This window comes from Ferruginibacter lapsinanis (genome assembly GCF_020783315.1).
Classification (GTDB): Bacteria; Bacteroidota; Bacteroidia; order Chitinophagales; family Chitinophagaceae; genus Ferruginibacter; species Ferruginibacter lapsinanis.
In genome coordinates this window covers 3,042,300-3,058,962 of record NZ_CP086063.1, presented here as the reverse complement: position 1 = coordinate 3,058,962, position 16,663 = coordinate 3,042,300, and the positions used below count along the sequence as shown (strand labels likewise).

9 protein-coding genes are annotated in these 16,663 nt (G+C 36.1%); 8 read left to right on the top strand and 1 reads right to left on the bottom strand.

Going from position 1 to position 16,663, the window contains the following annotated elements:
* Positions 1-244 precede the first annotated feature (244 nt).
* The gene (locus LK994_RS12750) at positions 245-1,288 is read right to left on the bottom strand and encodes a LacI family DNA-binding transcriptional regulator (RefSeq protein ID WP_229760474.1); all 1,044 of its coding nucleotides are present in this window, start codon (positions 1,286-1,288) and stop codon (positions 245-247) included.
* A 373-nt stretch (positions 1,289-1,661) separates the two neighbouring features.
* On the opposite strand from LK994_RS12750, the gene LK994_RS12745 reads away from it, so the two are divergent.
* The 8 genes from LK994_RS12745 (at position 1,662) to kduI (ending at position 16,595) form a co-directional block, all read left to right on the top strand.
* A complete protein-coding gene (locus LK994_RS12745; protein WP_229760473.1) occupies positions 1,662-4,934 on the top strand; it encodes a SusC/RagA family TonB-linked outer membrane protein in 3,273 nt (1,090 codons plus the stop codon).
* A 20-nt stretch (positions 4,935-4,954) separates the two neighbouring features.
* Positions 4,955-6,733, top strand: coding sequence for a RagB/SusD family nutrient uptake outer membrane protein (locus LK994_RS12740; RefSeq protein WP_229760472.1), 1,779 nt, complete (start codon positions 4,955-4,957; stop codon positions 6,731-6,733).
* A 70-nt stretch (positions 6,734-6,803) separates the two neighbouring features.
* Positions 6,804-9,302, top strand: coding sequence for a T9SS type A sorting domain-containing protein (locus LK994_RS12735; protein WP_229760471.1), 2,499 nt, complete (start codon positions 6,804-6,806; stop codon positions 9,300-9,302).
* 30 nt (positions 9,303-9,332) lie between these two features.
* A complete protein-coding gene (locus LK994_RS12730; protein ID WP_229760470.1) occupies positions 9,333-12,209 on the top strand; it encodes a pectinesterase family protein in 2,877 nt (958 codons plus the stop codon).
* Positions 12,210-12,526: 317 nt separating this feature from the next.
* On the top strand, positions 12,527-13,696 hold the full coding sequence (locus LK994_RS12725; RefSeq protein WP_229760469.1) for a T9SS type A sorting domain-containing protein: 1,170 nt from the start codon (positions 12,527-12,529) through the stop codon (positions 13,694-13,696).
* Between the two features lie 188 nt (positions 13,697-13,884).
* Entirely contained in the window at positions 13,885-14,841 is a 957-nt protein-coding gene (locus LK994_RS12720; protein WP_229760468.1) for a pectinesterase family protein, read from the top strand.
* A 73-nt stretch (positions 14,842-14,914) separates the two neighbouring features.
* Entirely contained in the window at positions 14,915-15,676 is a 762-nt protein-coding gene (locus LK994_RS12715; RefSeq protein WP_229760467.1) for an SDR family NAD(P)-dependent oxidoreductase, read from the top strand.
* A gap of 82 nt (positions 15,677-15,758) precedes the next feature.
* Positions 15,759-16,595, top strand: coding sequence for a 5-dehydro-4-deoxy-D-glucuronate isomerase (gene kduI, locus LK994_RS12710; RefSeq protein WP_229760466.1), 837 nt, complete (start codon positions 15,759-15,761; stop codon positions 16,593-16,595).
* Positions 16,596-16,663: the final 68 nt, after the last annotated feature.

The following is a 16,663-nucleotide window of genomic DNA, read 5'->3' as shown; positions in this document are numbered from 1 at the left end:
TTGATTTACCTGTGAATTGGTTGGTTGATTTGGTTAATTAATAAATTTACTGAATAAAGCAATACAATTTGGAGGTAAAATTTATGAGGTTGACCTCAAAAAAAATATCTATCTCTTTGATGAAATAATGTAAAAAGGTTGAATGATTTTATCAGTAGAATATTTCGAACTTGATTATCCTTTTTATCCGGCTAAAGGCAAAAAAAGATCAATAACGTTCATGAATAAACGAAATTTATTTTGATTATTTTTTCTTCTTTGCTGTTTTAGTGGAGGATTCCCTGATGGTCAATTCTGTTTGCAAGACTCTGGTTTCAAATTGTGTTACTGGTCTTTTACTTTCTATCAATTGAATCAATAATTCAGTCGCCATTTGTCCCATTTCAAACGCAGGTTGTTTTACTGCTGATAAAGAAGGGTTTAATAATTCGATCAATCCAGAGTTGGTGAAACCGATAATAGCGATGTCATTTGGCACTGATAGTCCTAATGTTTTAAAAGTAGACAGGCAGCTGATCGTAACTCTGTCGCTTGCCGCAAAAATTGCATCAGGTTTTTGTTTAAGGTTCATCAGTTCTTTTACTGCATCTTCTACTTCAGCTGTGATCATACCACCGTGATTGCAATATTTTATATACGCCTCGTCTACAGGAAGATTGTTTTTTAATAATGCATCTTTATAACCGGCCAATCTTTCTTTAGTGATAGAAAGATGGGAAGAACTGGTAAGATGTGCTATCTTTTTAAATCCTGATTTTATTAAATTGTCTGTTGCTTCATAAGCACCTTTATAATTATCAACGATCACTTTATGTGTATCTATACCTTCTGCGATCCTGTCGAAGAAAACGATCGGCAACCCCTTTTCATGTAAGTTCTTAAAATGATCTGTATTTACTGTTTCAGTAGATAACGATACCAATAAGCCATCTACAGATCGGGAAGACAAATGCTGCACGTTCACTATTTCTCTTTCGTAAGATTCGTGACTTTGAGAAATGATAACGTGGTAGCCACGATTGTAAGCAATTGATTCTATTCCATTGATAGCCTGAGAAAAAAAGTTGTTGGCTATCTCGGTAACAACCACCCCGATTGACCGACTTCTTCTTTCCTTTAAAGAAAGTGCAATAGGGTTGGGGCGATAATTAAACTTTTCGGCATACTCCAAAACAAGCTTCTTTGTTTCGGGACTAATTTCATAACTGCCTCTTAAAGCTCTGGAAACCGTTGAAGTTGAAAGGCTTAGGGCTTTAGCAATGTCTTTTATGGTTATAGCTTCGTACATCAATGTTTTTTTGGGGAGTAAAATGACACTATATCTTCTATCATATAGAAATAAAATGCCATTGATCACATTTCGATAACAAGCAAATTTACTCTTTTAAACGGCGTAAAATTTACAAGTTCTAATATTTTTTTTACAGATTATGTAAAATGCAATTTCGCTGCATCTTAAAGATAATCATTTTATTAGACGTTTACAATTTAAATTTTTACATTTATAACGTTATCGGTAACGATTGCGTAAAAAAAGGATTTTATTTATCTTTCGATGCAGCAAAATAGGGTACATTTGACCTCTTTTTGTGTGTATGTTTTAGTGTTTAGTGACATGATTGCCCAACAATAAATTTGTAATTTTTTTTAAACATTGCTATATGAATAAACTGCTATCAGTATTTATCCTATCATTTTGCATTCCTGTTTTATTATTTGCACAAACCAAAACCGTTAAAGGAAAGGTTACCGACGAAGATGGAGTTGGTGTACCTAATGCAAACGTTGTGCAGGTAGGTGGTACACGTAAAGGAACCCAAACAGACAAAGAAGGTAATTTTTCTCTTGCAATAGTAGGTGAAGGGAAAGTGAGTTTGAGTGTTTCTTCTGTAGGATACAACGCTAAAGTTGTAAATGTAACAGGAGAGAGCGTTGCTGTTATATTAGAGAAAAGAGTAAGCGTGCAGGATGAAGTTGTAGTGGTTGGATATCAAACAATTAAAAGAAAAGAAATAGCAGGAGCCGCATCTGCTATTACAGCCGAGCAAATAAAAGATGTACCAGCTTCTAGTAATGCTGCAGAAGCGTTGGCTGGTAGAGCTACCGGTGTTCAGGTGGTAAGTGCAGAGGGAGGCCCCGGAGCTGATTATGACATTAAAGTTCGTGGTGGTACTTCTATCACTCAGGATAATACGCCTTTGTATATAGTAGATGGTATTCCGGTTGAAAATGCGCTTTCAGTGATCTCTCCACAGGATATCCAGTCTTTCGATATCTTAAAAGATGCAGCAGCTACTGCTATTTATGGTTCAAGAGGTGCTAATGGTGTAATTGTCATCACTACCAAAGGAGGAAAAAATAATAAGAAAATTTCTGTTACTTATAATGCTTTTGTTGGATGGAAATCTCTGGCAAAGGAATTAGATGTAATGAGTCCTGAAGAATTCGTAGAATACCAATACGAAAGAATTGGTGCTAACATGAGAAACAGTCAGGATAGCAGTTCATTTGCAGGAAAATATGGTCCAAACCTATGGGTATATGGGCATGCTTATGATTCAGTAAAAGCTTATGCAAATGTTGCCCCAGTTGACTGGCAAGATAAATTATTCGGAAGAAAAGCATTACAACAATCTCATAATATCTCAATAAGCGGAGGCAATAAACAAACCTCATTTAATTTAAGTCTTACTTATAATAAAGAAGATGGTATTTTATTGGGATCAGATTTTGAGAAAAAGTTAGCAACCTTTAAATTAGAACACAAGGCCAGCAACAAATTAAAATTAGGTACAACCATTCGTTATACCAACCAGGCACTAAATGGTGCAGGTGTATCGGGAGACGGTTTAAACTTCAGTCGTTTACGTCATACAATAAAATATGTTCCGTTCAATAATTTCAGATTTATTGAAGATGTTCAAAATCCTGTAGTGGATGAAGATGGAGGGAATCCAGCTGGCTCTGGTATCGTAAATCCTCTTGTATACACAAGACAAGATCTGAAAAGAAATACCAATAACAATATTAATGTTACCGGTTATGCACAATACTCTATCACTAAATGGTTAACGTTTAAAACTACCGTTGGTATAGAAAACAAAAATCAGTATATAAAATACTTTAGTGATTCTGCAACACCTTACTCTCGTAATGATGGAGGTAAACTTCCTATTGCCAGAATCGATTCTAACCAAAGATTTGGTATTACTAATTCAAATGTGATTTCTTTTAACAGCGGCTCAATTAAAGGAAGATTTAAAAAGAACAATAATCTTCAAATTGTATTAGGACAAGAAACAGTTTCGGAAGAAGAATATGCCAGTTCAAATATTTGGTTCTATTATCCACATGGTGCTGATTATAACAAAGTATGGCAGGATTTTACAGGTAGTTATACATTGCCTTCCAATACTGTTCCTACAGGATATCCTGCTTTTGCGAAAGTTCAGAGAACATTGTTGTCTTTCTTTGGTAAAGCAACTTATAGTCGTAAATCAAAATACTTTGCAACATTCAGTTACAGGGGAGATGGTTCTTCAAGATTTGCGCCTGGTCGCCAATGGGGGTATTTCCCTGCCGGATCTTTGGCATGGAATATGTCTAAAGAAAAATTCATGAGTAAAGTCGGTTTTATATCAGATGTTAAACTAAGGGCTTCTTATGGAGCTTCTGGTAATAACAAAATCCCTGATTATGCTTTCCTTCCAACTTTTGCAGACAATACATCATCTAGTATTGGTTATGGATTGTTAGATGCTCCTCCGGGTATTGCGTATATCCCTAACAGTCAGTTTTTAGCAAATCAATTAATTAAATGGGAAACAACTGTTTCTAAGAACGTAGGAGTTGATTTCGGATTATTTAAAAATAAATTATTGTTTACAGTTGATTTGTATGAAAACTCATCAAATGATTTGTTGCTGCAAAACAGGGTTCCTTCTACCACCGGTAGTCAATACCAATACCAAAATGTTGGGTCTACTGTAAACAGAGGTATTGAATTGCAGGTAACAGCTCCAAGATTATTAAGCAGCAGAGATTTCAACTGGTCTTCTACATTTAATATTTCTTTCAACAAAAACAAGGTTAAATCTTTGGGAGGTTTACCGGAATTGAATCCTAAGTCTGGTATCATTTCTACTAATCCTTACGATTACAAAGTTAGACCAGGAGAACCTTTAGGTCAGATATGGGGGTATGTTAATGACGGTTTTTATACAGCAGATGAATTTGTGGCAGGATCTTTTAACAATTCAACCAGAGGATTTACGCCAAAAGCAACAACTTTAATTAATAATACAGGGTTGGCAGTAGCTCAGCCAGGTAATATCAAATTCAAAGATCTGGATGGTAATGATACATTGGATGTAAGAGATCAAACTGTAATAGGAAATACTAATCCGAAATTTTTTGGAGGTTTGAATAACCAGTTCACTTATAAAAACTTTGATTTGAGTGTATTTGTAAATTGGGTAGTAGGTAATGATGTATACAATGCAAACAGAATCGAATTTACTAACGGTTATCAACCAGATGCCAATTTCTTTAAAGACATGGAAGGCAGATGGAAAACCATTGATGAAAATGGAAATATAATTACAGATCTGGCTGTATTGGCTGAAAGAAATAAGAATGCAACAATTTGGCGTCCATTGGCTGTTCAAAGCTTTAATGCTATGTCTTGGGCTGTTGAAGATGCCTCTTTCTTAAGAATTAACAATGTTACCTTAGGGTATACTTTAAAACCAAGAAGTAAATTTATTAAAAGTGTAAGATTATATGCTACAGGAAACAACCTGGCGGTAATTACTAACTACACAGGATTTGATCCTGAAGTAAGTGCCAAAAGAAGTGTATTAACTCCAGGGGTGGATTATTCAGCATATCCTAAAACCCGTTCTTATATTTTTGGTGTAAATGTTGGTTTTTAATTAATTAAATGCTTTTTAATATGAAAAATAAAATGATAAAACGTATAGCTTACTTCGCCTTACTTTTAACTGGGGTAACGATGTTGAACTCGTGTAAAAAATATCTGGATAAGCAACCTATAAGTAGTGTTGGTCCGGAAGTAGCTTTTGCAAATGAAGCAAATGCATACAAAACCCTGGCAGGTGTGTATAGCCAGCTTGCCGGAGAAAACACGTACGGTAAAATTTTGAGTCTTTACATGATGGTTGATGATGATGCGATGATGGGGCCAACATACAATGGAGGAACATTGGATCAGGCAGATAGAAGAAGTATTGCTCATTATAGTGTTAAACCTAATAATGCAGAAATTGATAAACCTTTCAAACAGTTATATACAGGTATAGAAAGAGCTAATCTTTGTATAAAATATATTCCTCAAATGGATGGCTTTGCATCTAATCCTAATTTGAAAAGATTATATGGAGAAGCCTTGACACTTAGAGCTCAGTTCTATTTTGCATTGATAACAAACTGGGGAGATGTGCCGGCGAATTTTGTACCTGCATTGGAAGCGCCGGATCTATATGCACCTAAAGAAGATAGAGATGTTATATATGACAAATTGATAGATGACCTGAAAGTAGCTATAGATCTTGTTCCGTGGCGTTCAGCGGTGCCTAAAGACGAAAGGATCACTAAAGGAGCTGTAAAAGGATTGTTAGCTAGGATTGCTCTTCATAGAGGAGGGTATTCTTTACGTAGAGACAGAACAATGAAAAGAGGAAGCAATTATTTAGAATATTATAAAATTGCAAGAGATCAGTGTAGAGAAATAATGGATAGTCATGAACATGATTTAAATCCTTCTTACAAAGCAGTGTTTAAAGATGCGATCTTGGCTCATGCTATTGAACCAAATGGAGAAGTGATGTTTGAAGTAGCAATGTCGGGAGGTGCTGCTGTATCAAGTGGAAGAATGGGTAATTATGATGGCCCTGCTGTATTTGGTGTTGCCGGACAACAAAATGCGATCAGGATATTACCTTCCTACTTCTATTCATTTGATTCATTAGATACAAGAAGAGATGTGACCTGTGCTCCATATACTAATAATGCAGATGCTAACAGGTATATGAAAAACACTACACTTGGTGCTATTTCTTTTGGTAAAAACAGATTAGAGTGGATAACGAATCCTTCTACTTTCCCTAACAATAACTATAATACGAACTGGGTATTACTTCGTTATTCAGATATATTATTGATGTATGCTGAAGCTGTAAATGAAATAAACGGAGGACCTACTGAAGAAGCCAAAGAAGCTTTTGCAAAAGTGAGAACACGTGCTTTTGATGGTAATGCTTCTCTGATCGGAACTATTCCTTCTGATTATGCAGGCTTCTTTGAAGCAATTGTAAGAGAACGTTCTTTTGAATTTGGTGGTGAAGGGATCAGAAAATATGACTTGATCAGATGGAATAGAATGGCTTCAACCATTGCAGATACTAAAGCTAAATTGGCTACGATTATTACCGGGATCAACCCTTACTCACCGTTTGACAGTATTCCGGTTAGTATGATGTACAAAACCAATTCTACTACATTGGTATTTGCCAATTCATTCTACCATAAAACACCGAGCAGTACGCCTACAGGTTTTGTAAAAGCAAACTGGTTAACAGGGTATAATGCTGCTGCAGCAATTTATTACAATTTTGCCCAGTTCTTTGAACCGAATCACAGCGAATTAATGCCTATTCATCAGGATGTGATCAGTGATTATCAGGGTAAACTTACCCAGGATTACGGGTACTAAAAAAAATATTTGAAAGGCTGAAATTATTCAGCCTTTCTTTTTTGATGCATATAACGGTAACACATATACGATGAAAAGATTGCTTTTTTTGGGGTTGAGTTTTTGTGTTTTTTCTTCTCGTGCACAACAGATTGCCTTTCCCACTGCTGAGGGTATGGGGAAATATACAACAGGAGGGAGAGGTACTTCTACAGTACCTACCACAGTATATGAAGTAACCAATTTATTGGATGATAATCAGCCGGGGTGCTTCAGGTATGCTGCTACTAAAAGTGGGCCTGCTTATCGTACGATCGTATTCAGGGTATCCGGTACCATTCATCTTACATCTAAAATAAGTTTAAACAGGCCAAATACTACCATCGCAGGTCAAACAGCACCGGGGGATGGTATTTGTATAGCAGATTATCCCGTATCAATCAGTGCAGATAATCTTATTATACGATACATACGCTTTAGACTTGGAGATAAAAATCAAAATCTGGGAAAAGTAAATGGTAGTGGTAATGATGATACATTCGGGGGTACCGGCCATAAAAATATCATTGTAGATCATTGTACAATGAGTTGGAGTGACGATGAAGCTTTTAGTATTTATGATGGAGATAGTACAACTGTCCAATGGAATATTCTCAGTGAGCCTTTAAATTATTCTTATCATTTTGAAACTGGAGATGTTGATTTTGAACATCATGGATATGGTGGCATATGGGGAGGCAAGCATACCACCGCACATCATAATTTGATTGCTCATGTTCAAGGAAGAGCGCCGCGTTTTTGTGGTAGCAGATTCATGGGGGATGGAGCAACAGCAGGACTTGAAAATGTAGATTTCAGAAATAATGTAATTTACGATTGGGGAAGTTACAATGTGAACGGAGGAGAAGGAGGAAATTATAACGTGGTAAATAACTATTATAAATACGGATTATCTACTTCCAATTCTTCGTCAACCAGAGGGATGATAATAAATCCCGGAAAAACAGCAACATTGCCCTATGGCAAATATTATTTAGAGGGTAACTATGTACAAGGCTCTACAACACGTACAAACAATAATTGGTTTGGAGCTGTGATGTCGGGAGGGACAACTGCAGATACGAGTTTAGCAAAAGTTACTATCCCTTTTACATTTTTGCCTATTGTTACTCAAACGGCCTTGGAAGCATATGAATCAGTATTGAAAGGTGCTGGTTGTTCACTTCCAAACAGGGATACGCTTGATGCAAGAATTGTGAATGATGTGATCAATCGTACGGGGAAGATCATAGATGTGCAAGGAAATTATCCTGCACATAGTACCAGTACACCCGAAGGTTTTGCTGCTACAGTAAATGCCTGGCCAACTTTAGTTTCTACACCTGCTCCGGCAGATACAGATCATGATGGTATGCCGGATGAATGGGAGATGGAAAGAGGGTTGAATAGTGCTGATGCTGCTGATAGAAATGGGTATCACAGCAACGGGTACACGAATATAGAAAATTATTTGAATGGGGATAGTATTGTAGCCTATGGTAAAGTAAATAATTGTGTTGTTGCAAGAACTATCAATGCATCAGGTTCAACCAATTGGTTATTTGCAAAAGATAGTACCTACACTAGGTTGGTTTCTACAGATACCAATAATGTGGTAGCTGCAATTTTAGATAATGGAGCTGCAAACACATTTAATGTATCTTATTATACTACAGCTACAACTAGGTACTACAATACACTTTTAGCATACCTGAACAGAAATATTACAATAACTCCTGCAGTAGAAGTAACATCGCCTGTTACCGTAAGATTTTATTTTACTGTTGCAGAATATAATCAATTAAAGACCGCAGATGCAACCATTACTTCTCTTGGTGATCTGCGTATTTTGAAAATAGCAGACAATAATTGTATCACAGCTTTAACAGGAACACCTGAAGTGATCGTGCCTACATCTTTTGGTAATTATGGTACTTACCAAAAAGGTTATTATGTAGAATTTCAAACCAGTTCTTTTAGTACATTTTTTATTGGCAGTGCTACTGCATTTCCAGTGCCGGTTAAACTTATATCTTTCAATGCTGCTTTAAACGGTGATCAAGTGAAAACAACCTGGGTTAGTGAAAATGAAATCAATGCGGATAGATTTATTGTTGAACGAAGTGCTGATCAACAGTTTTTTACGCCTGTAGGCGTAATTAGTGCTGCAAATTCAACTTTACAGAATAGCTATAGCTTTATTGATAAAAATCCACTTGATGGTATTGCTTATTACAGATTGCAAATTATCGATAAAGATGGTAAATTTGTTTACAGCAAAATAGTGCCGGTTATATTTAAAACGCAGGTAGATAATTTGTTTATATACCCTAACCCTGTAAAAGATGTACTGAACATTTCGTATCCACAACATGTAAAAAATGGGTTGCTCAATATTTTCAGTAGCGATGGAAAAAGGATCATGCAAATAAAAATGAATCCTAATGCCATCAATCAATCGATCAACATCACTGCTTTACAAAAAGGTATATATGCATTGGTGGCCGTGTTTGAAAACAGATCAGAAACAATACGATTTATTAAAAACTAAATAATTAAAGTATATAAATAGCCTAATAATATGAAAAATTTAAAACTGTTGATTGCTCTTCTTTTTGTTTTTCAGGGATATGCAAAAGCTAATATCTATGATGCTGTGGTGGCTCAGGATGGTAGTGGTAATTACACGACTGTACAAGCCGCTATTAATGCAGCACCTAATAATTCAGGAGTGCCATATATCATTTTTATAAAAAATGGTAAATACAGAGAGAAAATAACCGTGGCATCAAATAAAACATTTATCCAGCTTATTGGAGAAAGTGTTGCTAATACGATCTTGTATTATGATGATCCGGCAACTGTATTAGGGACACAAAATTCAGCCAGCTTTAGCATCAACGGGAATGATTTTTCGGCGTTTGATATAACTTTTTCCAATACCTACGGAGATGGTTCACAAGCGGTAGCGGTTCTTATTAATGCAGATAGAGCAGTATTTAAAAATTGTCGTTTACTTGCTAACCAGGATACATTATACACGAAAGGAAGCGGAACACCAAGATGCTATTTTTATAAATGTTATATCGATGGCAATGTGGATTTCATTTTCGGAAGCTCAGTGGCTATATTTGATTCTTGCATAGTATATGCAAAAACCCGTACATCAAATGGGTCATCTTATATCACAGCGCCGAATACACCTAGCGGACAAACATACGGGTATTTATTCCGTGATTGTTTTATTCCTGCCAACACCGGAGGTACCATTTATTTTCTGGGCAGACCATGGAATAACGCTACCGGAGGTACAAGTGCTTACAATAAATCTGTATTTTTTAATTCTTACCTGCCAAATACTGTTTCGCCACTTGGTTGGTCAACCTGGGACGCAGGAACCATTACTTCACAAATTACTTTTGCTGAATATAAAAGCAAAAATATCGATGGAACTTTAGCAGATGTAAGTCAGCGGGTATCTTGGTCAAAACAATTTACCGATGCAGATACGGTAGGGTATAATTTGCCAAATATGTTTAGTGGATGGTTACCTGGAACTGTGTATTCGAATCTTTACGATTATAAGCCAAAAGATATTGCTGTGTCTAATTTCAGGGGAGTTAAAGGAGCTGCTTCTTCACAATTTGATTGGAATATAAGCTGGCCAATGACAGGGATCACTTACAGGTTGCTTCGTTCGTCCGATAACGTTAGTTTTACTGAAATTTACAATACAACAGCAGCAAATGATACAGCAGTTAATTTTAAATACATTGATGGGTCTTTGCCTGCGCCGGGGCAAAAATATTATTATTATGTAGAAGCTTCATTAGCAGGTTTTGCAACGCATAATACTGATACTGTTTTGATTTCCAGTAAACAAACTATTATTACATCATCAACTTCAGTAAGTGCATTTGCACAGGAATTAGGGACTCCCACTGATGCAAAGACATACACTTTGTCAGGTGTGAATCTAACAGGTGATGTAACCGTTACTCCTCCGATAAATTTTGAAATTTCTAATAATGGGGGTACAACATGGTACACAAATAGTACTCCGCTTGTTTTAACCCCGGTATCAGGAGTGATACCGAATACAACTATTTCAGTAAGATTAAATGCTGCAGGATTAGGTGATTACTCGGGTAATATTTTACATACTTCTGACAATGCTGTAGATGTGAATGTTGCCGTTTCAGGAACTACCTCTTTAATTGTAGAGAAACCTGTCACATTGATACATTGGCCATTAACATTGGCATACAGTAATACTGACTCTGCTGCAGCAAGATCTGCAAGTGTAGAAGCAGCAACATCAAGATTTAAAAATGTTGCTTTATCTAATGGAACTACTGTTGCGGCTGTTCAGCCATATTCTAATCTTTACGGACAAGCTTTTAATAATGGTACAGCAGGAACAGGTTTATGGAATTCATCCAATCAAGGTAATGGAGGTACATTGAACAGAAGTTATTATGAGGAGTTTGTAGTTAAACCAATTGCAGGCCAATCTGTGAGAGTTGATTCTATCATTAGTAATTTTAATTTTTATGGAGCTGCTGGTACTACATCAAATTTCGGTTTTAGATATGGTTGCGTTTGGTCTAAGACCGGATTTACCAATACATCTTCGCCAGTAGATTCAGTAGATGTGATCAGTTGCGATTCTTCGGGTGTAGTAACAACACCGGTAACATCCGCACATAAAGGAGGCTTTACAGATTATCTATTAATTAATAGCAAATCTGATGGAACAGGTCCGATCAGCAGATTTGTATTTACATTGGCAAACGGAGGCGTAACACTAAATAGTGGAGATTCTCTGACATTCAGGTTTTATTTCAGTTGCGGTAGTGGTAGCACCGGTCGTTATGGCACTTTAAAAAATGTGTTGGCAAAAGGGGTAGTTTTATCTACCACTCCGGTTAAGCTCATCTCTTTTTCTGGTGGCTACAACAATAATAAGACTACACTTTGGTGGAAAGCCTCAGGAGAAGTTAGTGTAAAGGATTACGTGATTGAAAGTAGTAGTGATGGAGCTAATTTTATGGCAATAGGTAAGTTGGCTTCAACAAATACAATTGGCGCCAATCAATATCAATTTGTTGATAGCAGATTACTAAATGAAAATACATTCTATCGCTTACGCATTACTGACATTTCCGGAAAAATCACTTATAGCAATATTTTAAAGATAGGAGTTCCAATCAAATCGTTCAATATTAGTATTTATCCTAATCCTGCGGATAGAGAAGTCGTTATTACCTATCCAAAAGTACTGAACGAAGCAAGGGTTTCTATAAAATCGGATAATGGCAAACAGATTACTTTCCAAAAATTACAAGCTGGAACAACTACCACAATAATTGATTTATCGAGATTACCGAAGGGGGTTTATTTTGTTACTTACAGCAGTAATGGAGAAGCTATTTCGAAGAAATTGATAAAACGATAGTTATCAGGTATTTAAGATTAATTCCCGGGAATAGTTCCCGGGAATTTTTTTGCCGCAGATATGGCAACGTTTGCGTAGAAAAACGAGCCGAAATACCTATAAAATCAAGAAAATATCTAATTTACACCCTGTTAAAATCATATTGGCTTTATTCTCACTTTGAGTCAATTATTTTACCGGTTAATAACGAATTTGCTTACTAAAAATGCCTGACGATAATATGAACATGCGCTGCCGATTTTCTTTCGTAATTTCACAAGAACTAAGTTTGCTTACTCTTTTTAAATAAAAATTTACTTACACTAAAACACACAATTATGAAGCAGTTTTTTACTCTATCTTTTTTAAGCTTGATGTTGGGCTTGTTCTCTACAACAAATGCCAATGCACAGGCCAACAATCCTTATTTTTCCGAAGGGTTTGATGGCGGTACCATCAGTGCTGTTAACCCTACTACAGCAGGTGCTCCAAATAAATATTGGGGTGATGGTAAAAATAACAGTGGTTCATGGTATATGGTAAATGTTTATCGTACTACTGGTACATCTTGTGCTAACGCCACATACAATAGTGTTTCTTCTCCAAATTCGACAATGCATATTAGAATTTTGAATTATTCTGGTTTAGCCGATACTCCTTACATAGCTTTACCAATAGTTAATTTTGGAGTAGGTTCAATGAGCATCGTAAGAAGCGCAACTACCACAACAAGAACATTTCGTATTTATGCAAACTCTGTAGATACTTCAGCAACTACAAACCCAACTTCTACTGCAGGTGGTAACCCATGGGTATTGGTAACAACTGTTAAAGGGTCTACTGCATTATGTATTGATACAACTATCAATATCAATGTAGCAACGGCAAAAAGGATTGCACTTGTATCAGGTCAGGCTGCTAATGGTGATTATGATAGTATTACTCTAAGAAGTTTCTCTACTATTACTCCGGTAAAATTCGGTTCTATCAATGCTATTAATTCAAATGGTCTTACAAAAGTTACCTGGACAAGCGAAACAGAATTGAATACTCAAAATTATTTGATCGAACGTTCTATTGACGGGATCAACTTTACACAAGTAGGAAGTTTGAATGCTACGGGAGCTAATAAATATACCTGGATGGACAATGCGCCATTAAGCAGTACTGCTTTCTACCGTGTTAAAGGAATGGATAAAACAGGTTCTGCTAATTATAGCAGCATCGTTAAGTTAGGCGCAAATCTAAAAACTCAGGAATTAGTAGTTGCTCCAAACCCGGTTAAAGGTGGTCAGCTTAATCTGCAAATGAATAATTTCTCTAAAGGCCAATATACTTTGAGTATTTATAACAATGCAAGTCAAAAAGTATTTACTAAAGTAATTGCCAACGAAGGTGGTACATCTACACAAACTGTGTTATTACCAGAAACAGTTAAAAAAGGTATTTATAATTTACAATTAGTTGGACAGTCAGTTAAATTGACTAAAAACTTAGTTGTAGAATAAGCAATAAATGTATTCCTTAAAGAGGCCGCATTTATTGCTGCCTCTTTTTTTCTCTCACAGAGTAGTACGCAGTTCACAGAAGAATACTAAACTCTGTGTAAACTGGGCTCTGTGAGTTTTTTTATTAGGAGAATAAGAAATAGTACATTAATGCTGTTTCGTGAGTAAAACAGGTTTAAATATTGTAAATGATAAAACGATCTTTGATATTGCCCTTACTTTTTTTTGCTTGTACAGTTTTTGCACAAAAAAAAATTATTGTAGCTAAAGACGGAACAGGTAATTGCAAAACAGTACAGGAGGCATTTGATAAGATTCCGGCAGGTAATAAAAAACCGGTCACCATTTATGTGAAAGCCGGTATTTATAAAGAAAGGTTGATCTTAGATACCAGAAAGGATTTTGTTACACTGATAGGCGAAGATGTTAAAAAAACAGTTCTTACATATAACAATCATGCAGGAGGAAAATTACCCAACGGGGATACTGTAAACACCTGGAATAGTGCATCGTTTTTTATTTATGCAGATAATTTTACTGCAAAAAATATAACGTTTGTCAATGATGCCGGTTTTACAGCCGGGCAGGCGGTGGCTTTATTTGTGAATGGTACCCGAGCAGCATTTTTTAATTGCAACTTAATTGGGTTTCAGGATGTACTCTTTTGCAGCGGGCATGGAAGTAAACAATATTATAAGGATTGCTACATTGAAGGTACCACGGATTTTATTTTTGGTCCGGCAACAGCCGTTTTTGTAAACTGTCATATCCACAGCAAAAAGAATTCTCATGTTACAGCGGCGTCAACACCAAGAGAAATTCCATTTGGCTTTGTATTTATCAATTGTAAACTAACAGCTGATAGCGGGTTAAATAAAGTCAGTCTCGGAAGACCATGGCAGCCAAATGCAAGTGTGGCATATATAAATTGTGAAATAGGTAGTCATATAATTGCTGAAGGATGGAATAATTGGAAAAATCCGGATAATGAAAAAACGGCCCGATTTGCTGAATACAAAAGTTATGGCCCCGGAGCAAATGCAGAAAAAAGAGTTTCGTGGAGTAAACAGTTAACAGACGAAGAAGTCAAAAAATATACCGTTGAAAATATTTTGGGCGAGTGGAAGATAGAGAAGAAGAAATAAGAAATGTAAAATAAGGAATAAGAAAGTAGGGAGAACTACACTTCTAACCCCTAAACTTTCTAAACAAAAAAATATGAACTCATTTAATTTAACAGGAAAAATAGCACTTGTAACCGGTTGTAATAAAGGTATCGGTAAAGCAATGGCTATAGGATTAGCAGAAGCTGGTGCTGATATTATAGGAGTATCAGCTTCATTGGAATTAAGTGGCAGTGATATCGAAAAAGAGGTGGTTGCTTTAGGCAGATCTTTTAAAGCTTATCAATGCGATTTCAGTAGCAGAGATTCGTTAAAGGCTTTTATAAAAAAAGTAACAGAAGAAAATAGCAGAATAGATATTTTGATTAATAATGCAGGAATGATCTTGCGTAATCCGGTTGCGGAACACAGTGATGAATATTGGGATAAAGTATTGTCGGTAAATTTAGATGCTCCGTTTATTTTAACCAGGGAGATTGGCAAAAGAATGATAGAACAAGGTAGTGGTAAAATAATTTTTACAGCCTCATTACTAAGTTTCCAGGGAGGGATTTTGGTTCCCGGGTATGCGGCAAGTAAAGGAGCTGTGGCAAGTTTGATCAAAGCATTTGCCAATGAGTGGGCAAGTAAAGGTGTAAACGTAAATGGCATTGCTCCCGGATACATCGCTACAGATAATACTGAAGCATTACGCAATGATCCCGAAAGAAGCAAATCAATCCTAAGTCGCATACCGGCGAATCGTTGGGGTGAGACAGAAGATTTTAAAGGACCGGTAGTTTTCCTTGCATCTGACGCAGCTAATTATGTACATGGTACAATTTTGACGGTTGATGGCGGATGGATGGGACGGTAGAAAATAAGAAATGTAAAATAAGAAAGTAAGGGAAGCTAAAAATTCTAAAACCTAAACTTCTAAACTATATAAAAATAGTGCAATGGAAATGACACAACGATATGCCAATGGCATCAATGAAGTAAAACAAATGAATACCGAAGAATTGAGAGACAATTTTTTGGTGGAAAAATTATTCGAAGAGAATACGTTTCATTTCGTTTACTCACACTATGATAGAGTGATCATCGGTGGTATTATGCCTTTGAGCAAAACAGTGCAGTTGCCCAATTATAAAAATTTAAGAGCTGATTATTTCTTGGAAAGAAGAGAATTAGGGGTTATTAATGTTGGAGGTGATGGAGAAATTAAAGTGGAGGACAAAGCCTACCTGGTAAATAAACTTGATTGTTTGTATATCGGAAGAGGTAACAAAAAAGTATCATTTAAGAGTTTGGATAAGAATAATCCGGCGAAATTTTATTTGTTATCAGCACCGGCACATCATACTTACAGAGTACAGTTGATGAAAAAGGAAAAGGCATCTCCATTAGATCTAGGAGCAGTGGAAACAGCTAATCAGCGGACTGTATATAAATACATTCATGCGGACGGACTAAAAAGTTGTCAATTGGTAATGGGGTTAACGGTGTTGAAAACAGGAAGTGTTTGGAATACTATCCCAACGCATGTACACGATCGCAGAATGGAAGCATATTTTTATTTTGATGTGGCGGATAATCAACGTGTGTTTCATTTTATGGGACAACCACAGCAAACCCGTCATATACTGGTAGCCAATCATCAGGCATTGATCTCTCCACCATGGAGCATTCACTCAGGTTGCGGAACCAGTAACTATTCATTTATATGGGGTATGGCAGGAGAGAATTATAATTATACGGATATGGATGTGATAGATATTAAAGACGTGAGATAATGAATAAAGTACGAATTACGATTTTTAAATAATCAAGGTAAAGATTGTTTTCTAAACATCTGAACTTT

What these genes read in the sequence shown, in the direction of transcription:
- LK994_RS12715 (WP_229760467.1), top strand. Translation starts at nt 14,915, where the DNA reads ATGAACTCATTTAATTTAACAGGAAAAATAGCACTTGTAACCGGTTGT.
- LK994_RS12745 (WP_229760473.1), top strand. Translation starts at nt 1,662, where the DNA reads ATGAATAAACTGCTATCAGTATTTATCCTATCATTTTGCATTCCTGTT.
- LK994_RS12725 (WP_229760469.1), top strand. Translation starts at nt 12,527, where the DNA reads ATGAAGCAGTTTTTTACTCTATCTTTTTTAAGCTTGATGTTGGGCTTG.
- LK994_RS12720 (WP_229760468.1), top strand. Translation starts at nt 13,885, where the DNA reads ATGATAAAACGATCTTTGATATTGCCCTTACTTTTTTTTGCTTGTACA.
- LK994_RS12735 (WP_229760471.1), top strand. Translation starts at nt 6,804, where the DNA reads ATGAAAAGATTGCTTTTTTTGGGGTTGAGTTTTTGTGTTTTTTCTTCT.
- LK994_RS12750 (WP_229760474.1), bottom strand. Translation starts at nt 1,288, where the DNA reads ATGTACGAAGCTATAACCATAAAAGACATTGCTAAAGCCCTAAGCCTT.
- kduI (WP_229760466.1), top strand. Translation starts at nt 15,759, where the DNA reads ATGGAAATGACACAACGATATGCCAATGGCATCAATGAAGTAAAACAA.
- LK994_RS12740 (WP_229760472.1), top strand. Translation starts at nt 4,955, where the DNA reads ATGAAAAATAAAATGATAAAACGTATAGCTTACTTCGCCTTACTTTTA.
- LK994_RS12730 (WP_229760470.1), top strand. Translation starts at nt 9,333, where the DNA reads ATGAAAAATTTAAAACTGTTGATTGCTCTTCTTTTTGTTTTTCAGGGA.